The organism is Amycolatopsis sp. NPDC003861 (genome assembly GCF_053605405.1).
In genome coordinates this window covers 1-20,243 of record NZ_JBSGJD010000072.1, presented here as the reverse complement: position 1 = coordinate 20,243, position 20,243 = coordinate 1, and the positions used below count along the sequence as shown (strand labels likewise).

15 protein-coding genes and 1 pseudogene are annotated in these 20,243 nt (G+C 71.6%); 8 read left to right on the top strand and 8 right to left on the bottom strand.

The window, feature by feature from the left end:
* The first annotated feature begins 5 nt into the window (after positions 1–5).
* The 4 genes from ACWEVN_RS19610 to ACWEVN_RS19595 all read left to right on the top strand — a co-directional run bounded on the left by ACWEVN_RS19610 (position 6) and on the right by ACWEVN_RS19595 (position 3,884).
* Positions 6–386 (top strand): hypothetical protein, encoded by a 381-nt coding sequence (locus ACWEVN_RS19610; protein ID WP_452052173.1) that lies wholly within the window; start codon positions 6–8, stop codon positions 384–386.
* Between the two features lie 4 nt (positions 387–390).
* Positions 391–1,293 carry a pyridoxamine 5'-phosphate oxidase family protein gene (locus ACWEVN_RS19605; RefSeq protein WP_452052172.1) on the top strand — a complete coding sequence of 301 codons (903 nt, stop codon included), beginning with the start codon at positions 391–393 and terminating at the stop codon, positions 1,291–1,293.
* Positions 1,294–1,662: 369 nt separating this feature from the next.
* Positions 1,663–2,733 (top strand): hypothetical protein, encoded by a 1,071-nt coding sequence (locus ACWEVN_RS19600; protein WP_452052171.1) that lies wholly within the window; start codon positions 1,663–1,665, stop codon positions 2,731–2,733.
* A 248-nt stretch (positions 2,734–2,981) separates the two neighbouring features.
* Positions 2,982–3,884, top strand: a complete 903-nt coding sequence (locus ACWEVN_RS19595; RefSeq protein WP_452052170.1) for an endo-beta-N-acetylglucosaminidase H — start codon at positions 2,982–2,984, stop codon at positions 3,882–3,884.
* A gap of 231 nt (positions 3,885–4,115) precedes the next feature.
* Here ACWEVN_RS19595 and ACWEVN_RS19590 read toward each other — a convergent pair whose 3' ends face one another.
* The gene (locus tag ACWEVN_RS19590; protein WP_452052169.1) at positions 4,116–5,342 is read right to left on the bottom strand and encodes a cytochrome P450 family protein; all 1,227 of its coding nucleotides are present in this window, start codon (positions 5,340–5,342) and stop codon (positions 4,116–4,118) included.
* Positions 5,343–5,817: 475 nt separating this feature from the next.
* Here ACWEVN_RS19590 and ACWEVN_RS19585 point away from each other — a divergent pair, with 475 nt between their 5' ends.
* Both ACWEVN_RS19585 and ACWEVN_RS19580 read left to right on the top strand, forming a co-directional pair.
* The gene (locus ACWEVN_RS19585) at positions 5,818–6,297 is read left to right on the top strand and encodes a hypothetical protein (RefSeq protein ID WP_452052168.1); all 480 of its coding nucleotides are present in this window, start codon (positions 5,818–5,820) and stop codon (positions 6,295–6,297) included.
* A gap of 15 nt (positions 6,298–6,312) precedes the next feature.
* Entirely contained in the window at positions 6,313–8,895 is a 2,583-nt protein-coding gene (locus tag ACWEVN_RS19580) for a hypothetical protein (protein WP_452052167.1), read from the top strand.
* 16 nt (positions 8,896–8,911) lie between these two features.
* Here the strand turns inward: ACWEVN_RS19580 and ACWEVN_RS19575 are convergent, their stop codons facing one another.
* Positions 8,912–10,291, bottom strand: coding sequence for a DUF2867 domain-containing protein (locus ACWEVN_RS19575; protein ID WP_452052166.1), 1,380 nt, complete (start codon positions 10,289–10,291; stop codon positions 8,912–8,914).
* Between the two features lie 356 nt (positions 10,292–10,647).
* Here ACWEVN_RS19575 and ACWEVN_RS19570 point away from each other — a divergent pair, with 356 nt between their 5' ends.
* On the top strand, positions 10,648–11,511 hold the full coding sequence (locus tag ACWEVN_RS19570; protein ID WP_452052165.1) for an oxygenase MpaB family protein: 864 nt from the start codon (positions 10,648–10,650) through the stop codon (positions 11,509–11,511).
* Between the two features lie 235 nt (positions 11,512–11,746).
* Here ACWEVN_RS19570 and hpaD read toward each other — a convergent pair whose 3' ends face one another.
* The 6 genes from hpaD to ACWEVN_RS19540 all read right to left on the bottom strand — a co-directional run bounded on the left by hpaD (position 11,747) and on the right by ACWEVN_RS19540 (position 18,832).
* Entirely contained in the window at positions 11,747–12,787 is a 1,041-nt protein-coding gene (hpaD, locus tag ACWEVN_RS19565; RefSeq protein WP_452052164.1) for a 3,4-dihydroxyphenylacetate 2,3-dioxygenase, read from the bottom strand.
* Positions 12,784–14,289 (bottom strand): 5-carboxymethyl-2-hydroxymuconate semialdehyde dehydrogenase, encoded by a 1,506-nt coding sequence (hpaE, locus tag ACWEVN_RS19560; RefSeq protein ID WP_452052163.1) that lies wholly within the window; start codon positions 14,287–14,289, stop codon positions 12,784–12,786. The genes hpaD and hpaE overlap by 4 nt, the downstream gene beginning before the upstream one ends.
* The gene (gene dapA, locus ACWEVN_RS19555; RefSeq protein WP_452052162.1) at positions 14,286–15,233 is read right to left on the bottom strand and encodes a 4-hydroxy-tetrahydrodipicolinate synthase; all 948 of its coding nucleotides are present in this window, start codon (positions 15,231–15,233) and stop codon (positions 14,286–14,288) included. Before dapA ends, hpaE begins: the two co-directional genes overlap by 4 nt.
* Before the next feature lie 17 nt (positions 15,234–15,250).
* Positions 15,251–15,919 carry a GntR family transcriptional regulator gene (locus ACWEVN_RS19550; protein ID WP_452052161.1) on the bottom strand — a complete coding sequence of 223 codons (669 nt, stop codon included), beginning with the start codon at positions 15,917–15,919 and terminating at the stop codon, positions 15,251–15,253.
* Positions 15,901–17,322 carry a fumarylacetoacetate hydrolase family protein gene (locus tag ACWEVN_RS19545; RefSeq protein ID WP_452052160.1) on the bottom strand — a complete coding sequence of 474 codons (1,422 nt, stop codon included), beginning with the start codon at positions 17,320–17,322 and terminating at the stop codon, positions 15,901–15,903. The genes ACWEVN_RS19550 and ACWEVN_RS19545 overlap by 19 nt, the downstream gene beginning before the upstream one ends.
* Positions 17,323–17,395: 73 nt before the next feature.
* Positions 17,396–18,832, bottom strand: coding sequence for an aldehyde dehydrogenase family protein (locus ACWEVN_RS19540; protein WP_452052159.1), 1,437 nt, complete (start codon positions 18,830–18,832; stop codon positions 17,396–17,398).
* Positions 18,833–18,970: 138 nt separating this feature from the next.
* Here ACWEVN_RS19540 and ACWEVN_RS19535 point away from each other — a divergent pair.
* Positions 18,971–20,155 (top strand): annotated as a pseudogene (locus ACWEVN_RS19535) (GMC family oxidoreductase); the annotation flags it as partial.
* Between the last annotated feature and the right edge of the window lie 88 nt (positions 20,156–20,243).

Sequence of the window (20,243 nt, the reverse complement as noted above, 5' to 3'; positions counted from 1 at the left end):
CGTTCATGAGCAGCAAGACCGCCGTCGTGGTGCTGTCCGACCCGTCGACCAGCACCGAAGAGGCGCTGGGCCGGGTGTTCAACGCCCTGGCCACCGCGTGGGAGTTCGCCCAGGGTGGGGAAGCGCTGGTGTTGTTCCAGGGTGCGGGCACCCGCTGGCCGGCCGTGCTGGCCGACTCGGCCCACCCGGCGCACGAGCTGTACGCCGCGGTGAAGAAGCAGGTCGCCACGGTGGCCTCGGGCGGCTGCGCGACCGTCTTCGGCGCGACCGAGGGTGTCGAGGGGGAGGGCATCAAGCAGGTCAGCCAGAACCAGGCGCCGGGCACTCCGGGCGTCGCGAGCATCCGCGAACTGGTGCAGTCCGGCTACGCGGTCCTGACCTTCTGACGCCGTGGCCGACCTCATCGACCGGCTCGCCTTCCACCCAGGCGAGCTCGAAGCGCAACGGGTGGCCGGAACGGCCGAGCTGGCCGAGCGGGTCCGGCCGATCATCTCCGACGCCATCCCGCGCGGGGCGTTCGACTTCCTGGCCCACCAGCGCATGCTGGTGCTGGGGGCCCAGGACCGCGAGGGCCGGCCCTGGGCGACCACCCTGCTGGGCCCGGAAGGCTTCCTGTCGGCGGCCGGCCCGCACACCCTGCGGGCCGCCGCCGGCGTGGTCGCCGGCGATCCTCTCGCCGACGTCCTGCGGGACGAGACCGACGTCGGCACCCTGGCCATCGACCTGGTGGCGCGCAAGCGGTTGCGGATCAACGGCCGGTGGCGGCCCGTCGACGGCGGTGGTGAAGTCGACGTCCACCAGGCGTTCGGCAACTGCCCCAAATACATCCAGGCCCGCGTCATGCCCGACGACGCGCCGGGGGAGTTCCAGCCCGCGGCAACCCGCGCCGGGACACTGGATCCGCGTGACGCGGCGCTCGTCTCGGCCGCCGACACGTTCTTCGTCGCCACCGCGGTGGACGGTGGGGTCGACGTCTCGCACAAGGGCGGCAACCCCGGCTTCGTCGATGTCGTCTCACCGGCCGAGCTGCGCTGGCCGGACTACGTGGGCAACGCGATGATGATGACCGCGGGCAACCTCGGCGTGAACCCCCGCGCCGGCTTGCTCTTCCCGGACTGGGAGACGGGCGCGACCCTGCAGCTGACCGGCACGGCGGAGGTGCGCCGCTCCGCGAATCCTGCCGGGGGACCGGCCACCGGCCAGGAAACGGTCTTCCGGATCACCGAAGCGATCCGGACCGAGCACTCGTTCCCCGGCGGGTGGTCGGCACCGAAGTACTCTCGCTTCAACTGAGACCACCATGGACGGCGACGATGACCAAGCACCCACCCGGCGACGGTGAGGACCACGGCAACGTCTACTGCCGGTCGGGTAGGGAGATCTTGGATCCGGATCTCCCGTACGGGCTCCTTCGGATCTAGACCCTGCCGGCTCCAAACCGAGGGCCGGCAGGGTCGCCTTCCGTGCCCCTGAGAGGGCTTGAGTGCGTTCCGAAGTGCGTTGAGCGAGGTGTCCGCCGCCGACGAAGAGATCGGGCGAACCCGGCACGGCGGGAGCGCCCGCCTTCTGGTTCGAGCGGCGGTCTCACTCCTTCGGCTGATCACCAAGCCCGAATCAGCGATCCGGCTCGCCGGGCGTGATCACCTGTGTTTCGTTGACCCGGTGCCTTCGTTTCGCCTCGCCCACGTTCTGATCGGCTCGGTTCTCTCCGCCGGCGTTGCGGTGCTCGCGGTAGCCGAGCCGGCGGTCGTCCCGGTTGCGCGGACTTCCGCGCCCGCCTCCGCGGTGCTCGTCCGCTTGACGACTTCGCCGGTCGAGGCGCTCGGTCTCGAGGCCTACACCGGCCGGTACGGCGTCGCGGAGTCCTCCGGTCCCGGACAGACCGACAACGGGGACTTCAGCGACCCCGACGGGATTCTGCGCAGGATCGGCGTCGCCACCAAGCAGGCCCGGACCGTCGCCGACCCGGCCAGGAACTGGGCGCAGGCGCAGCTGACGGCGCTGGAGGTGAAGCTCGGGCGGAAGCCGTTCCTCAAGGTGGCTTCGCTCGACTCCTACGCCGAATGCGTACCGCCGCCGGTGGGCCCGTGGGCGCTGGCGTACAACCGCACGAACGGCGGCACGATCGAGGTGCTCGGGCACACCGTGCGGCCGGGCCGGAACGGGCTGAGCGTGACCGGAGCCCAGCTGGGCGCCCGTGAGATCGGCAAGAGCACGCTGACGGTCGTGGTGACGCCGATGCAGGACCCGTCCGCGCAGAGCCGCGAGGGCTACGCCCGGGCCTGGCTGGACATCGACGTCACCGCGTCGCTGAAGGACAACGACGGCAAGCCGGTGTACGACGGGCCGTTGACGTCGTTGCGGCTCGGCGAAGCCGAGGCACACTGCGAGCCCCGGCCGCCGACCACCACCCCGGTCACCCCGACCAGTTCGAAAACGACCACGCGAACCACGTCCTCCACGCCGACCTCGACCTCGGCCTCGACTTCGGCTTCGACCTCGGCTTCGACCTCGACCTCGGCGACGACGACCGGTGCCACCGTGACGCCGACGACCGCGTCGAGCACTTCGGCCGGCGCGCCGTCTCCCGGCTCGCCCGGCAGCCCGCCGACGACCGGCGGCCTCCCCGGAACCGGCGTCGCCGGGCTGCCCGCCCAGGCGGCCGCGCTGCTGGTCCTGCTCGGGGCCGGCCTGACCCTGCTCGCCGTGGCGCGGCGACGAGGTGACCGCTGACCTGAGGCCGGGTCTTTCGCCCGGCGAGGCGTGCATCGTCGCTATTATCCCCGGGTCGTCGAGTGCCGCCCAGGCGGCCGGCGCGGGGCCGGGAGACGAGAATTCGAGAAGTGCCGTGGGTCGATGCGACGAACGGCGTGGGCCGATCGAGGTGCCGATCGCGTTGCTTGATCACTTCTCTTGACAAGGTGCCGGAAAAGCCCATACATGGACAGTGGTTCAAACCACTCGTCAGGAGTTGAGCTATCGTGGTCAAACTCGGCCGGATCACCGCGTTGCTGGCAGGCGCCGCCCTCCTGGCGGCCATGACGACAGGCACGAGTGCGGCGAGTACGTCCGCCGCGCCGCGCAAGAGCGGGCCGATCACCGTGGCCTACGTCGAGGTGAACAGCAACAGCATGCTGAACGTGGGCAAGTACGCCCTCGCCCAGGACGGCGGCAACGTGTTCGATATCGGCGTCATCTTCGCCGCCAACATCAACTACGACACCGCGACGAAGTCGGCGTACCTGTACTTCAACCCGAACGTGCAGCGCGTCCTCGACAACGTGAGCACCCAGGTCCGCCCGCTGCAGGCCAAGGGCATCAAGGTCATGTTGTCGATCCTCGGCAACCATCAGGGCGCCGGGTTCGCCAACTTCCCGTCCCAGCAGGCGGCCGCGGCCTTCGCCAAGCAGCTGTCCGACGCCGTGGCCAAGTACGGGCTCGACGGCATCGACTTCGACGACGAATACGCCGAGTACGGCAACAACGGCACCGGCCAGCCCAACGCCAGCTCGTTCGTCCACCTCGTCACGGCCCTGCGGGCGGCGATGCCCACCAAGCTCATCTCGCTGTACAACATCGGGCCGGCCGCATCGCGGTTGTCCTACGGCGGTACCGACATCACCTCGAAGTTCAACTACGCCTGGAATCCGTACTACGGCACCTGGGGCGTACCGAACATCGCCCTTCCCAAATCCGGGCTCTCCCCCGCGGCGGTCCAGATCGCGGCGACCTCCACCAGCACCGCCGCCAGTCTCGCCCAGCGAACCGTGAACGAAGGCTACGGCGTGTACCTGACCTACAACCTCGGCGCCGCCGACTCGCACACCTACATCTCGAGCTTCACCAAGCCGCTGTACGGCAAGGACGCCGTGTACCGGCCCTAGCTGTGATGTTCAGGGACGTTGGTCAGCGAGTGACCGGCGGCAGTTGTTCTGCTGCGTCGCCGACGGTGATCAGGCCCAGGGTTCGCAACCGGGTCACTCGGCGATGTCTTCGCGTCGCTGGCGCCAGGCGAAGGCGTGGGCGTCGGTCGGAGGTGCTTGAGCGCACTGAGGTCGTGTTCCGGCATGCGAAGCAGGTCGGGGATGAGCGTGGGAGCCCAGACTGCTGTCTGGTCAGCGAGGTGCGGGCCGGAGGTGGACGGGCAGGCTGGTGTGCCCGTTGGACAGGAACGTGGGCAGGGTGGTCAGTTTCTCCGGCGGCACGGCGAGGGTCAGGTCCGGAAAGCGGTCGAACAGCGCCGGGAGCGCCACCTCGGCTTCGAGCCGGGCCAGCGGCGCGCCGGGGCAGTGGTGCACGCCGTAACCGAAGGTGAGGTGTGGTGCGGCCGCTCGGGTGATGTCGAACTCGTCGGCGGTGTCGCCGTGCTGGGCGGGGTCGCGCCCGGCGGCGCCGAATCCGACCAGGATCGCGTCGCCGCGGCGGATCACCGTTCCGTCCAGCTCGATGTCCTCGATCGCGTACCGCAGCGGCGTGTACGGGATCGGCGCCTGCCAGCGCAGCGTCTCTTCCACCACGGCGGTCCAGGACTGTCGCCCGGACCGGACCAGGGCGAGCTGATCAGGGTGGGTCAGCAGCGCGGTGATGGCGTGGTCGAGCAGGTTCACCGTGGTCTCGTGACCGGCGGTCATCATCAGCATCAGCGTGTCGACGAGCTCGGTTTCGGTCAGCGCGCCGTCCCGGTCGTCGCGCGCGGTGATCAGGGCGCTGGTCAGGTCGTCGGCGGGCGCCGCGCGCTTCTGCGAGATCAGTTCGGTGAACAGGGCGTATGCCGCCGCCACGTTCGCCTGGGCCTGTTCGGCGGTGATCGCGCTGTCGAAGAAGCCGTCCACTACTTCGCGGATTCCGGCCTGTTTGTCGCCCGGGACGCCGAACAGCCGGCAGATGACCTCGATCGGCAGCGGGTAGGCGTACCGCGCCCGCAGGTCGACGGACGCGGCACTGGAATCTGCCTCGATGGCGTCGAGCAGGTCCCGGGTGATTTCTTCGACTTTCGGGCGGAGCGCCTCGGTGCGGCGGACCGTGAAGGCGGCCGCCGTCAGGGAACGCAGCCGCCGGTGGTCGGCACCGTAGGCGGTGAACATGTTCCGGATCGACACCCAGATTCGCAGCGGCCAGTCGTCGGCGATTTGCCCGTTGGTGAACGCGGGCCAGTGGTGGAACGCGTCCTTGGACACCCGGGGGTCGGCCAGCAGCCGACGGAGGACGGCGTTTCCGGTGACGGCCCAGGCTGGAACGCCACCGGGCAGTTCGATCCGGGTGACCGGCCCCCGTTCACGCAGGCAGGCACCCTCGGCGTGCACATCGGAGGCGTGGACGTCGAGGGTGATCGGCTGTTCCATTCTCATTTCCCCACCGGTTCTCGCGCGGATCCCGGCCGAACTGGGATACGGAATTTGCGACGGCGAAAGAGTCGCTGTTGTTCCAGGACTCGTCTCAAGGTTCGATCCCATCGGTGGGATTCACCATGCGTAAGAGCTTTTAAACCCGGCACTGCCTGGTGACCACGCCTACGGCGGTGATCCAGCACATGGCCTTCCGATTTCTCGTTATGGTGACATCTTCGCCGAGGATCGGCCCGTTCGACAGCATTGATGATTGTGCCATCGCGAGGACGTGGCTCGCGTGACCTCAACGAGTGAAATGACGCGTGACCAGTGCTCATCTGCCATCCCAATGGAGTCACCCGTGTGGGGGAAATTAAAGCCCGGATCAGGTGAACAATAAGTGCCAAATTCGGTTTCTCGACGGGCAGTCCGAGTTCCGTCCGCTTCAGCTACCACGCCCGCCCTGTCCAACGAGGGCCGGACACCGCTGGTGGCAGGCACGCTCACCCAGGTCCGCGACGCGGCCGACCGGAACGCGGTCCGCGTCGAGGCCGAATCGGGGCAGCTCGCGGGCGGTGCGGCGACGGCGACCGGCGCCTGGGCGTCTGGCGGCTCGTACGTCGGCTATCTCGGCAACGGCGGGACGCTGACGATCCCGCGCACCAGTGGCCCGGGACGTACCGGCCTCACGGTCGTCTACGCCCAGGCCGAGAACAACACCGGCCACCCGTACGACACGGACACGATCACCCGCACCCTGGTGGCCACCGAGGCGGGCGGCACGGTGACGCGAGCGCCCTGCCGCCACAACTACACGTGGGACGGCTTCTGGCCGGAGACTTCGCCGATCGGGGCACCGCGGTGCACCAGTCGCTTCTACGCCTCATGCTGTTACGGCGCGCACAGCTTCGACCGGCCCTTCGCCACGCAGATGGCGGCCGGTGTCGTCACCGTGCCGCGCCGGACGTGACTTTTGGAGGTATCCGTGTTGCGCACGCGATTCGGGGTGCTCGCCATCCTCATCCCGCTCGGCCTGACCGGTGTCCCCGCCGCCGCGGCGGCGGGGACACACGATGGGAAGAGCCCTCTCGACCCCGCATTGGTCGCGGGATTCGGGGCGAGTGAACTGACCACCAGCACCCGCCTGGCCGACCGGCGTTCGCTGATCACCGGTCCGGGGGCGTACGTGCTGGGCGACGCGTCGGGGCGATACCCGGCCGCCGGGTTCCACATCCGCGGGGAAATGGGCGGGTTCTGGGCGCCGCCGATCAAGCTGCTCGACGGCCTCTGGTTCCGGGTGGGGGACCAGTGGCTGGGCAGCGGTGCCACCGCCGTCGGCTATACCAGCGGCGACGGCTACGAACGCTTCCGCTACCAGACCACGGGCGGTCTGACAGCCGAGCGCCTCCAGTTCGTCCCGGACGGATCCGCCACCACCCTCATCGCGCTCAGCCTGCGCAGCCCGGTGAGCCGCACGGTCGATCTGCGGGTCGACGCTCACTCGGAGCTGTTGCCGGCCTACCCGTGGACGTCGACCACGCCGTCCTCGGCCGCCGTCGACTTGCCCGACACCGTGAGCACCGACGGAACGGCTCTGACTTTCCGCGAGACCGGGACGTCGCCGGGAGCACGCCCGCACGACTACAGCGCGGTCGTCGCCGGCAGCCGGCGACCGGTGGCGACCGCCACGACGGGTACGCACCGAGGTCCGCAGGACCCGCCGGTGCGGTGCCCGCCGACCGGGACGGCTCCGCCTCGCTGCGATGACAGCGATGCGGGCCAGGGCGCCGGGGGTGCCCTCGACTACCGGGTCGACGTCTCGGCCCACCGCACGAAGACGCTGTGGTTCGCGGTGGCCGGCTCGACGACGAACGCGACCGAAGCGACTCGTTCCGTCCGGACGGCGCTGGCCGGCCCGGCCGCCGCCTGGGCGGGCAAGCTCGCCGGACGACGTGCCGCCGTCGCGCCGACCCAGGTCGATCTGCCGGGTGACCGCGCGCTCCAGGCCGCTGTCCGGTGGAGCAAAAGCAACCTCGCGGATTCGGTGCAGCAGGCCCGGAACCTGCAGATCCGGCCGGTGTCGGCGGGCACGAGCTACCCGCCCGCGGCCGGTACCGTCTCGTCCGCCCGGTGGATCGGTGCCGGGTTTCCCGACTACCCGTGGCTGTTCGGCACCGACGGGGAGTACAGCGCGTTCGCGGCCGTGGCGGCCGGCCGCTTCGACCTGGTCCGCGGCCACCTGCGTGCCCTGCGCGACGTCAGCGACCTGGTCAACCAGCGCAGCGGAAAGATCGTGCACGAGGTCGTTTCCACCGGTGACGTGTACTTCGGCGCCAACGGCGACCCGGGCAACACCGACGAGACCGCGAAGTTTCCGAGCGTGGTCGCGCTGCTGTGGCGGTGGACCGGGGACAACCGGGTCCTCGACGACTTCTACGACCTCTCCGCCCGCGCGTTGAAGTACATCGCCACGAACCTCGACGCCGACCACGACGGCTGGCCCGAGGGGCTGGGCAACGTCGAGCGTCCCGGCATGGGCGCGGAAAAGCTCGACAACGCCGTCTACTACCTCCGCGGCCTCGCCGACCTCGCCGACATGGCCGAGAGCCGCGGGGACCACGCGACCGCCCGCTGGGCCCGAGCCCGGTTCGACGAGCTGCGCGGCCGGTTCGACGCCACCTGGTGGGCGGGCGACGACGCCGCCGGCTACGGCGACTCGCTGGGAGAGGACAACACGCCCGTCTTCCAGCGGCACTGGATCGGCCTGACCCCACTCGAAGCCGCCATGCCGGGCGCGCGGGAACTGGCATCCCGGCACCACGCGCAGGAAACCCTGCAGCGCCGGGAACAAGCCTGCTACAGCGGCGACCTCGGCCTCTACCACACCGGGACGGGCCCGACCAGCGCTCCCGGCGGCAACCCCGGCCCCAGCTGCGACCAGGTTGTCACCGCGGTACCGGCCGAGCGGGCCGTGTACTCGCTGAACACTGCCATCATGGCCGTGGCCGAGGGCAACCACGGCCGGCTCGGCCGCACCCAGCAGCAGCGCTACACCACCGCGAACACCCGGATCCAGCTCGATCCGGCGATCTGGGAGAAGCCGGGGGCGATGCCGGAAGTGGCTCCGTCGCCCGACTTCACGGCGAACATCGACCGGCCGTTCACCGACCGCTCGATGGTGCTGCAGGCGTGGGGGACCTACGGCGTGCTCTGGCCGGTCGTGCACCAGCAACTCGGCGTCGACCCCGACGTGCCCCACGGCCGCATCGCGGTCGTCCCCCAGATCCCGCAGGGGCAGAACCGCATCTCCGGCTCGGACATCCGGCTCGGCACCGGCTCCCTCGCCGTCCGCGCGACGACCACCGGAGCGAGCCTGACCACCTGGTTCTCCTGGACCGGAACCGCCGCGATCACGGTCGGCGCCGTCCTGCCGCCGGGGAAAACGGTCACCGGCGTCTCTTTCGGCGGCCGTCCGGTGCCCTACCGGCTGCTCTCCACTGCCCGAGGCGACCGGATCGAAGCGGACGTCACCAGCGGCTCGGGCGAACTTCAGGTGCGCCTTCGGTGAGCAGGCCGGTCCGGCATCAGGTTGCGCGTTCGGCGTCGCGGACGATCGACCGGGCGAGCCACGCGAACACCTGGTCGTGCGCCGGTTTCTGGAGGTGCCAGTAGGCGTGGCCCAGCGGTGAGGCCGGGGCGAACCGCACCCGCTGCCGCAGCAGGCTCCCGGAACCGGCCGGGTCCGCGCGCAGGGTGAGTTCGGCGTCGCCGGGCAGGCGCATGTCCGCGGTCAACACGAGCTCGCGGTGGGTGTCGTCGCGGCGGCGGACCGTCCAGAAGTCGACGACGTCCCCGGCCACCGGCCGGTCGGGGCGACCGCGGTAGGCCCCCGCCCCGCCGAGCAGCCCGTCGAGCAGCCCGCGCAGGGCCCACGCCGGTGCGGGCGGGAACCGGCCGTGGTCGCCGCCGAGGGCGGTGATCGCCTGCCACAGCCGTTGCGGGGCCGCTTTTGCGAGCCGCGTGTGCTCCTCCAGGTACGCCGGACCGGCGGGTGCCTGCTGCACCGGCACCCCGAGTGCCGTGCGCAGGGCGTTGTCGAGGCTTGTCGGTCCGCCGGGAGGGGGCGGCAGGACGGATTCGACCGGGGTGTCGGCCGGAAGCAGGTCGTGTTCGAGCGACGCGAACAACGGGCCCGCGACGGCGGCGGGCACGGGCGAGGTCAGCCCGGCGATCCGCGCGGCGGCCCGGTGGGACCAGAACGGTGCCGGCAAGGCGAGCGCGGCGGGCCGCCGCAGGAGGCGGGCGCAGCGCCGCACGAGGTCGTCGTAGCTGATGGCTTCCGGCCCGCTGACATCGAACCGGCCTCGCAGCGACGGGTGGCCGGCCGCTGCCCGCAGGTAGTGGCGGACGTCGGCGAGCGCGACCGGGCGGCTGCGGCGGGCGGTCCACCGGGGCCGGGGCCGGAACGGCAGCCGGGCGGTGCGCGACAGCAGCTCCACCCCGGCCGATCCGCGGCCGAGGATCATCGACGCCTGCAGCGCGATGGCCGGAACCTCGCCGTCGAGCAGGATGCCGGCCACCTCGGAGCGGGACGCCAGGTGCGGCGACGTCGTGGCCGCCGGTCGTGGCCCGCCCAGGTAGACGAGCTGCCGGACCCCGGCGGCTGAGGCCGTGGCGGCGAGGCGCTGTGCGATGACGCGGTCTCGGCGGGCGAAGTCCGGGCGGGCCAGCGAGTGCACGAGGTGGAAGACCACGTCCGCGCCGTCGCACGCGGTCTCGAGGGCGCGCGGGTCCGCGGCGTCCCCGAGCGTCACGCCGATCCCGTGCGGGAAGCCGTGCTCCGCCGTGCGGGAGAGGACATGGACCGGGTGCCCGGCGGCGGTGAGGTCGGCGACGAGTGCCCGGCCAACGAAACCGGTCGCGCCCAGTACCGTGCAGCGGGGAGCCTGCGGTGACGGCGTCATCGCGAGTCCGGGATCGGCCGGGTCGCGGGGCGCCGGCCGGCAACGGCGTCGCAACCGGCGCCGCCGGGGCGGGCGCAAGGGTGCGGCGGGCTGCTGCCGGCCATGCGACGTCCTTCCGTAGGCGATGCAGAGGCGTCACAAACCTAAGGCGTCGGGGCTGCGACTGCCTGGGGAGAGGAGCTGTCACGCGCTCGGGGCAAGCGATGCTGCCGGTTGGTTCTTGCGTGCTGTGCGGGATAAGTGCAGGTAGGCTCAGCGTCGGACGGTTATCCTGGATGTCGCCCAGCCCAAGAATTTGCATCGTATTTGTATCGCAGTGCCGGATGGCGGGCTCGACACCCTGCCGCGGAGGTGCCATGCAGCCGAACTTCCCTCCGGGGGTGTCGCTGATCCGGGAGCGGATGCGCGACGCACTGTTCGCTCGGGTGGCGGGGCCCGACGGGCCGCGCAACCGCGCCCGCATCCACGGTGCGCCGGGGGAACGCTGGTTCGGGCCGGACAGCGCGATCCGGCGGGTGCACGGGGACACGGCCATGTTCGTGGGCGGTCTGCGCGCGCTGCTGTTGCAGTCGCTGCACCCGTTGGCAATGGCGGCGGTGGCCGCGCACTCGGGCTACCGAGGCGATCCGTGGGGCCGGCTGCAGCGCACGAGCACGTTCCTTGCCGAGACGACGTTCGGCACGGCCGAAGACGCCCATCGTGCGGTCGAGACCGTGCGCTCGGTCCACCGGCGGGTGCGGGGAGTGGCCCCGGACGGGCGGCCGTACCGGGCCGACGACCCGCAGCTGCTGGCGTGGGTGCACATCGCCGAAGTCGACAGCTTCTTGCGCGCCCACCAGCGGTACGGCGCGCAGCCCCTCGACGAGGCGGGGTGCGACGCCTACGTCGCCGAGACAGCCGTGATCGCCCGGGCACTCGGGGTGCCCGACCCGCCGGTGACCCGGGCCGGGCTCGACCTGGCGCTCGCCGCGTACCGGCCGGAGTTGCGCGGTACCCCGGAAGCTCGGCAAGCCGCCCGGTTCCTCCTGCTCACCCCGCCGATCCCGTGGCCGGCGCGGCTTCCTTACGCGGCACTGGCAGCCTCGGCGGTGGCGATGCTGCCGGCGTGGACGCGGCCGCACCTGCGCCTCCCGCGGCTGCCGGTCGCCGAAGCGACCGTCGTCCGGCTTGCCGGGCACAGCCTGGTGAAGGTCGTGCGCTGGGCGATGACCGCCGCCTGAGCGGCGCCCGGATCCGCATCGCGCCGCGACCGTACGTCGATGCGCACGGCCGGGATTGCGAGCTGTCAGGGTGCGTTGCGTTGGCTGACAAGCGCTGGTTCGCCGCCCGGAGATCCGCGCCGGGACGGTCCGGCACGCCGTGCCCGGCCGTGGGACCGGCCGGCCGTCACGACCACGAGCAGGTGGTCGAACAAAGTTCGTCGTCCGCCTCCTGCACCGCACCCGTGGGTGGGTGTCACACCTGCTCGCCCAGCTTGTACTCCGCCCCGCCGGTATAGGAAAACCCGTCGGCGCCGATGGTCACGTCGGCTTCGCGGGGCTCGGCCCGCTCGACGACCGGCTGGACCGCGCCGTCGAGGTCGAGCACCCGGGACGCGTCGGTGTACCAGCTCGGCACCACCGGGTTGCCCCACCAGTCGCGGCGCTGATTGTCGTGGACGTCCCAGGTGATCACCGGGTTGTCCGGGTCGCCGGTGTAGTAGTCGTGCGTGTAGATCTCGATGCGGTGGCCGTCCGGGTCGCGGACGTAGAGGTAGAACGCGTTCGACACGCCGTGGCGGCCCGGGCCGCGCTCGATCATGCCGGACTTCCGCAGCGCGCCGAGGTGGTCGCAGATGTGCAGGATCTGGTGTCGTTCGTGGGAGGCGAACGCGATGTGGTGCAGCCGCGGGCCGTCGCCGCCGGTCAGGGCCACGTCGTGGACCGTCGGCTTGCGGAACATCCAGGCCGCGTACACCGTGCCTTGGTCGTCCTGGATGTCTTCCGAGACGCGGAAACCCAGGCCCTCGTAGTACTTCCGGGCGGCCGGGACGTCCGGGGTGTCGAGGTTGAAGTGGTCCAGCCGCGACAGGGCGCCGGCGCCGTGGACGTCGTAGCGCTGGGTGAACCGCTCGACGTGCTCGGCGTCGTGGAAGAACTCGACCGGGAACCCGAGCGGGTCGAGCACGCGCACCGCCTCGCCGATGCCGCGGGTGGCGCCGGCCGGCCGGCGGGAGACCGGGCAGCCGAGCTCGCGGTAGTACGCCTCGGTCAGCTCGAGGTCGGCCGGGGTGCGCACCCGGTAGGCCAGCACGCCCAGCGCGGGTTCCGGGCCCTGGCGCAGCACCAGCGAGTGGTGCAGGTACTCCTCGAACGCCCTCAGGTACAACGCGGAGTCGTCTTCGTGGGTGACGACGAGCCCGAGCACGTCGACGTAGAACGCCCGCGACGCGGCCAGGTCCGTGACGACGAGTTCGGCGTATGCGCAGCGGATGACGTCCGGCGGGGTGGCGGTCATGCGGTTTCCTTCCCGGCGCCGAACCGGGCCGTGTGCACCGGCCCGAGTGAGACGTGGATGGCCTGCTGGTCGGTGTAGAAGTCGAGTGAGCGGTAGCCGCCTTCGTGGCCGAGGCCGGACGCCTTGACCCCGCCGAACGGCGTCCGCAGGTCGCGGACGTTGTGCGAGTTCAGCCAGACCATCCCGGCTTCGACCGACTGCGCGAAGGTGTGCGCCCGCGTCAGATCGGCCGTCCACAGGTACGCGGCCAGGCCGTACTTGACGTCGTTGGCGAGGGTGAGGGCTTCGGCTTCGGTGTCGAACGGCGTCAGCGCGACGACCGGACCGAAGATCTCCTCCTGGAAGATCCGCGCGGTCGGCGGCACGTCGGCGAACACCGTCGGCGCCACGTAGTTGCCACTGTCCAACCCGGACGGACGACCGCCGCCGGCGAGCAGGCGGCCTTCCGCCTTGCCCAGCTCGACGTACCGCATGACCTTGTCGTAGTGCTCGGGGTGCACCAGCGCGCCGACCTCGGTGGCCGGGTCGTGCGGGTCGCCCACGACGATGTTCGCGGCCCGTTCCGCGTACCGGGCGCAGAACTCGTCGTAGACCGGCCGCTCGACCAGGATGCGGCTGCCCGCGGTGCAGCGTTCGCCGTTGAGCGAGAACACGCCGAAGAGCGTCGAGTCCAGGGCCGCGTCGAGGTCGGCGTCGGCGAAGACGATCGCCGGGGACTTGCCGCCCAGCTCCATCGACATGCCCTTGAGGTGGGCCGCGCAGTTGCGGTAGATCGTCTGCCCGGTCGTGGTCTCGCCGGTGAACGAGATCAGCGGCACGTCCGGGTGCTTGACCAGCGCGTCACCCGCTTCCTCACCGAAGCCGTTGACGAGGTTGAACACCCCGTCCGGCAGCCCCGCCTCGGCGAAGATCCCCGCCCAGAGGCTCGCCGAGAGCGGCGTGAACTCGGCCGGCTTCAGCACCACCGTGCAACCCGAGGCCAGCGCCGGCGCGAGCTTCCAGCTCTCGAGCATGAACGGCGTGTTCCACGGCGTGATCAGCCCGGCGACGCCGACCGGCTTGCGGTGCACGTAGTTCACCTGCCGCCCGGGCACCTGGTAGGTGTCGTCGGCCTGGGCGACGACGAGGTCGGCGAAGAACCGGAAGTTCTCCGCCGCCCGCTGCGCCTGGCCGAGCGCCTGGGTGATCGGCAGGCCGGTGTCGAACGTTTCCAGCTCGGCGAGCCGCCGGTCCTGGGCTTCGACGGCGTCGGCGATCTTGTTCAGCACGCGCGCCCGCGCCCGCGGCAGCATCCGCGGCCACGGCCCGCCGGTGAACGCCTCCCGGGCCGCCGCGACCGCGCGGCCGACGTCCTCGGCCTGGCCCGCCGCGGCGGTCACGTACGGAGTGTTCGACACCGGGTCGAGGACGTCGAACGTCTTGCCCGAGACGCTGTCGACGAGCTCGCCGCCGATGTAGTGCTTGAGCTCGCCCGGCAGTCCTTCCGGGACGTGGTGGGTCATGCCTTTCCTTCCACGGAGAAGCCGTCGACCGGGCTGAGGTACTGCGCGCCTTCGGCCATGAGGTCGGTGATCCGGGCGACGCCGGATTCGGTCGGCGGGATGAGCGGCGGCCGGACGTGCCCGGAGGCGATCAGCCCGCGCTGTTCGAGCACCCACTTCCCGGGCGCCGGATTGGTTTCGACGAACAGCAGGTCGACCAGCGGGTGCAGGCCGTAGTGGAGCTCGCGGGCGCGCTCGTGGTCACCGGCCTGCCAGGCCGTGTACATCTCGGCGCACGCGGCCGGGGCGATGTTGGCCGTGGCGCTGACGAACCCGGCGCCGCCGAGGGCCAGCAGCGGCAGGCAGAGCAGCTCGATCCCGGACCAGACGACCAGGTCCCGGCCGCACAGGTGCAGCACGCGCGAGAAGTGTTCGAAGTCCTTCGTCGTCTCCTTGATCCCGGCGAAGTTGTCGCACGAGCGGTAGAGCCGCGCGACGGTCTCCGGTGCGAGGTCGACCGCGGTCCGGCTCGGGACGTTGTAGGCGATGATCGGCAGGTCCGGGAACTCGCGGCAGACCGTGCGGTACCAGACGAACAGCGCGTCCTGGGTCGGCCGCGCGTAGTACGGCGTGATGATCAGGGCCGCGTCGATCCCGGCGTCGCGCGCGGTCGCGGTGAGTTCCAGGGTTTCGTCGAGCTTCGCCGAGCCGGTGCCCGGGACGAAGGGGACGCGGTCGCCGACCTCGGCGGCCACCGTCCGGATCGCCTCGGCGCGCTCGGCCACCGTCTGGGAGCCGGGCTCGCCGGTGGAACCGCCGATCGAGATGCCGTGCGTGCCCGAAGCCAGCTGCCAGCGCACGAGGTTCTTCAGGCCGTCGTGGTCGACGGCCCCCTCGGCGGTGAACGGCGTCATCAGGGGCGCGATCGACCCGCGGATGGCCCGGGGGTCGGAGCGGAATCGCATGGGTTTCCCTTCGTGCGTCAGTGGCGGCGGTAGGCGAGGTAGGCGTCCAGGGTGGCCAGCCGGTGGGCGCGGACAGCCTGTTCGATCTCCGCGCCGGGGGCGTCGCGTTCAAGCAGGCCGAGGATGGTTTCGTGCTCGGCGACCGACTCGCGGGCGCGGCCGGGCACGAAGCTGAAGGTCGAGCTGCGCAGGCGGCCGAGCCGGTCCCAGCCGCGGCGGACGAGGTCGAGGACCTGCGGGTTGGGGCAGGCTTCGAACAGCACGGCGTGGAAGTCGCGGTTGAGGCCGGTGAACTTCGCGGGTTCGAAGTCGCCGAGGCAGCCGGCCAGCTCGGCGTTCAGGGCGCGGGCCTCCGCCAGCGCGCCCGGCGGGAGGACCGGCGCGGCGAGCGCGGCGGCGTAGCCCTCGACCAGGGCGAGGGTCTGCATCGTGTGCTGGTACTCGCTCTCGTCGACCATCGCGACCTGGGCGCCGACGTTGCGCTCGAAGGTCACCAGGCCCTCGGCCTCCAGCAGCCTGATCGCTTCGCGGACCGGCACCACGCTGACGCCGAGCTCCTGCGCGAGCTGGCCCAGGACCAGGCGGTAGCCGGGGGAGAAGGTGCCGTCGGCGATCCGGGCCTTGATCCACTCGTAGGCGATCCGCGACTTGCTCATCGTGGTGCCGTTCACCGGTTCGCGCGCCATGCGGCGTACCTCCCGCGCCAGTGCTCGTCCATCGGGTAGAGGCCTTCGACGCGCTCGCCGTCGGCGACCCGCTCGGCGATGAACGTCTCCTGCAGCTCCTGCTCGATCGCCGCGTCGACGACTTCTTCGACGAGGTCCGGCGGGATGACCAGGACGCCGTCACCGTCGCCGGCGATGACGTCGCCCGGGCGGACCGCGGCGCCCCCGCAGGCGATGGCGACGTCGACGTCCCACGGCACGTGCCGCCGGCCGAGCACCGCCGGGTGCGGCCCGGCGTGGTAGGTGGGAATGTCCAAAGCGGACACCGCGGCCAGGTCGCGGACCCCGCCGTCGGTGACGATCCCGGCGGCGCCGCGCACCTGGGCCCGCAGCGCGAGGATGTCGCCGACCGTGCCGGTGCCGCGTTCGCCGCGGGCCTCCACGACGAGGACGTCACCCGGGCCGAGGCCGTCGACCGCCCGCTTCTGCGCGTTGTAGCCGCCGCCGTGGGCGTTGAACAGGTCCTCGCGGTACGGCAGGTACCGCAGCGTCCGCGCGCGACCGGTCAGCCGGGCGCCGGGCCTGGTCGAGGTGAGCCCGTCGATCGACACGGCGTCGTACCCGCGCTTGCGCAGCTGGGCCGACAGCGTGGCGGTGCCGACGGATTCGATCCGCTGCCTCAAGGAGGCCGTCAGCTCGAACCGCGGCTCGGCGGTCCCGTACGCGTCCGCGCGCTGCTGCTCGTCGATGCGGGGGAGCGCGCCGTACGGTCCGAACGGGACGGTCCCCTCGGTGATCGGGGTGACGAGCCGGCCGGTGGTGTTGCCGCCGCCGTCGACCTCCACTTCGACCACGTCGCCGGGGACGGCGACCGACGCTCCCGCGGGCGTCCCGGTCAGGACGACGTCACCGGGTTCGAGCGTGATCAGCTGCGAGAGGTCCGCGACCAGCCGTCCGAAGCCGAAGAGCAGGTCGGCGGTGGTGTCCTCCTGGACGAGTTCGCCGTTGAGCCAGGTCCGCAGCCGCAGGGCCGCCGGGTCGATGCCGGCCGCGGGCAGGACCGCCGGCCCGAGCGGGGTGAAGCCGTCGCCGCCCTTGGCGCGCAAGTTGCTGCCCTTGTCGGCGTACCGCAGGTCGTAGACGCCGAAGTCGTTGGCCGCGGTGACGCCGCCGACGTGCGACCAGCCCTCTTCGGGCGGGACGCGGCGGGCCGTGCGGCCGATGACGAGCGCGATCTCGCCTTCGAAGCCCAGCAGCTCGGTGCCGGCCGGCCGTTCGAGGGCGGTGCCGCTCGCCGCGACGGACGTCGGGGGCTTGAGGAAGTACGACGGCTGCTCCGGTACCCGGCCGCGCTGGGCGGCGCGGGAGCGGTAGTTGAGGTGCAGCGCGATGATCTTGCCGGGCCGCTGCGGGAGAGGCGTCATCGGGGGTCCTGCCTGCCGGTTCGGGAGAAAGTATCTCAAATAATATACGATCTACGGCGCGGGGAAACCCCCTTCAGCCGCCGTAATGGAGCCAGACGGACTTGGTTTCGGTGTACGCGTCGAGGGCCCAAGGGCCCATCTCGCGGCCCCAGCCGGACGCCTTGTACCCGCCCCACGGCGCCGCCATGTCCGGGATCGGCGGCATGTTGACGAACACCGCGCCGGCCCGGAGGCCGTCCGCGTAGCGCTGCGCCGTGCGGATGTCGCGGGTCCACACCGTCGCGGCCAGGCCGTATTCGGTGTCGTTGGCGCGGGCCAGAGGCTCTTCGCCGTCGTCGTAGGCCGTCACGGCCAGCACCGGGCCGAAGATCTCCTCGCGCATGATCGCCATGTCGTCGTGGACGCCGGCGAACAGCGTCGGGGTGTAGAAGTAGCCGTCGCCGTCGACCGGGTTCCCGCCGGTCACCAGGTCGGCGCCCTGGTCGCGGCCGGTGCTGACCAGGAAGTCGACGTGTTCGCGGTGCTTCTCGGACACGAGCGGCCCGAGCTGCGTGGTTTCCTCGGTGCCCGGCCCGAGCCGCAGACCTTCCAGGCCGCGGGCCAGCTTGTCGACGAACTCCTGCTCACGCTTGCGGTCGACGTAGAAGCGCGTATACGCGGCGCAGACCTGGCCGGTGTTGAGCGTCGCGCCGGCGAGGTTGCCCGCGACGGCGGCGTCGATGTCGGCGTCGGCCGCGATGATGCTCGGGGCCTTCCCGCCGAGTTCGAGGGTGAGCCGCTTGAGGTTGGACGCCGCGCTCGCCGCCGTGATCAGCTTCCCGACCGCCGTGGAACCGGTGTAGGAGACGTGGTCGACGTCCGGGTGCTCGGTCAGGAGCGCGCCGACGGCGCCGTCGCCGGTGACGAGGTTGACCACGCCCGCCGGGATCCCGGCCTCGTGCACGAGCTCGACCAGGCGGATGCTCGTCAGCGGCGTGACCTCGCTGGGCTTGATCACCACGGTGTTGCCGGTGGCCAGCGCGGGGGCGAGCTTCCAGGCGAGGATCATCAGCGGGAAGTTCCACGGCGTGATCAGCGCGTTCACCCCGACCGGCTCGCGGCGGGTGTAGTGCAGCGTGTCCGGGAAGGACACCGGGTTCGTGGTGCCCTGCAGCTTCGTGACCCACCCCGCGAAGTACCGGAAGTGCTCGGCCGCGCCGGTCACGCTCACCTGCCGGGACACCGCGATCGGCTGCCCCTGGTCCAGGGTTTCCAGCCGGGCCAGTTCTTCGTGGTGCTGCTCGACGAGGTCGGCGAGGCGAAACAGCAGGGCCGCGCGCCGGATCGGCAGCAGCCCGGCCCACCCGGGCGCGGAAAGCGCTCGCCGCGCGGCCGCGACGGCGGCGTCGACGTCGGCCCGCGAAGCCGTACCGACCTCCTCGAGGATCCGGCCGGTGGCCGGGTCGCGGGTCGGGAGCGCGCCGCCACCGGCTTCGGTCCACTGTCCGTCGATGCAGAGGCGTGTCGCCATCCCGGTGTCCTCCTCGGCCTGGGGTGCACCGAGTATCGGGCGGCGCGCCGCCGCGGGTCTTGTCCGCTCCCGCACGCCCGTTGACCGACCGCGAAGGGATCCCGGGCGGGGTGCGGACCGCGCGCCAGGCTGGGCCGCATGGACGTGATCGTGGTGGGCGCCGGCTCGGCCGGTTCGGTGGTGGCGCGGCGGCTGGTGGACGCGGGCGCGGCGGTGACGCTGCTGGAGGCCGGAGGCGAGGACGTCAACCCGGCGATCCACGACCCCGCCCGGGCCGGGGAGCTGTGGCACGGTCCCGAAGACTGGGACCTGTACACGGTTCCGCAGGAGCACGCCGCCGGACGGCGGCTGCACTTGCCGCGTGGCCGGGTGCTCGGCGGGTCGCACGCCCTCAACGCGATGATCTGGGTCCGCGGCGCCCCGGCCGACTACGACGGCTGGGGCCTGCCCGGCTGGACCTGGGCCGACGTCGAGCCGGTGTTCGCGCGGATCGAGAAGGACCTCCTGGAGGTCGTCCCGAACGAGCCGCTGCACCCGGTCCAGCAGTCCATAATGGACGCCTGTGTTTCGGCCGGGTTGCCGCTGAACCCGGACTACAACAGCGGGAATCTGGACGGCGTTTCCGTCGAGCGGATCACCCTGCGTGGTGGCCGGCGGTTCACCACCTGGCACGCCTACGGTTCGCCGGTGGCCGCGCGGATGACTGTCCACACGGGAGCGCTGGTGCACCGGCTGCGGTTCTCCGGCTCGCGCGTGACCGGGGTGGTGGTCGCTCTCGACGGTGTGCTGCAGGAACTCTCCGCGGACCTGGTGGTGCTCGCCGCGGGGGCGCTGGCCTCGCCCGCGATCCTGCTCCGCAGCGGCGTCGGCCCGGCGGACGAGCTGCGCGCGCTCGGCTTCGACGTCGTCGCGGACCTGCCCGGTGTGGGGCGCAACCTGCACGATCACCTGCTCTCACCGGTCATCTTCTCGACCTCCCGCGAGGTGGTCCCCGCGCCGGGCCGTCCGGTGACGCAGGTGCACTGGTTCTGGCGCAGCCGGGACGGCCTCGCGGTGCCCGACACGCAGCCGATCTGCTTCAGCGTGCCGATGTACGAGCCGTGGATGTCCGGGCCGCCGACCGGGTTCTCGCTGATGGCGGGCATGGTCACGCCGGAGAGCCGGGGGAGCCTGAAACTGTCCGGCCCTTCGCCCGACGACGAACTGCTGATCGATCTTGCCGCCCTGTCCGCGCCGGCGGACTTCGAGAGCCTGGTGGCGTCGGTGGAGCAGTGCCTCGAGGTCGGCCGCGCGCCGGCGCTGGCGGGGGAGTGGGATGCGCGAGCGGCACAGCGCTCTCGCCGAGGAGTTGCGCGACCACCAGTTCCGCTACTACGTCCTGGACTCGCCGATCATCTCGGACGGACAGTTC

Bases quoted from the DNA above. Each gene is read 5' to 3' on its own strand.
- ACWEVN_RS19610 (WP_452052173.1), top strand. From the start codon at position 6: ATGAGCAGCAAGACCGCCGTCGTGGTGCTGTCCGACCCGTCGACCAGC.
- ACWEVN_RS19590 (WP_452052169.1), bottom strand. From the start codon at position 5,342: ATGGAACAGCCGATCACCCTCGACGTCCACGCCTCCGATGTGCACGCC.
- ACWEVN_RS19575 (WP_452052166.1), bottom strand. From the start codon at position 10,291: ATGACGCCGTCACCGCAGGCTCCCCGCTGCACGGTACTGGGCGCGACC.
- ACWEVN_RS19570 (WP_452052165.1), top strand. From the start codon at position 10,648: ATGCAGCCGAACTTCCCTCCGGGGGTGTCGCTGATCCGGGAGCGGATG.
- hpaD (WP_452052164.1), bottom strand. From the start codon at position 12,787: ATGACCGCCACCCCGCCGGACGTCATCCGCTGCGCATACGCCGAACTC.
- hpaE (WP_452052163.1), bottom strand. From the start codon at position 14,289: ATGACCCACCACGTCCCGGAAGGACTGCCGGGCGAGCTCAAGCACTAC.
- dapA (WP_452052162.1), bottom strand. From the start codon at position 15,233: ATGCGATTCCGCTCCGACCCCCGGGCCATCCGCGGGTCGATCGCGCCC.
- ACWEVN_RS19550 (WP_452052161.1), bottom strand. From the start codon at position 15,919: ATGGCGCGCGAACCGGTGAACGGCACCACGATGAGCAAGTCGCGGATC.
- ACWEVN_RS19545 (WP_452052160.1), bottom strand. From the start codon at position 17,322: ATGACGCCTCTCCCGCAGCGGCCCGGCAAGATCATCGCGCTGCACCTC.
- ACWEVN_RS19540 (WP_452052159.1), bottom strand. From the start codon at position 18,832: ATGGCGACACGCCTCTGCATCGACGGACAGTGGACCGAAGCCGGTGGC.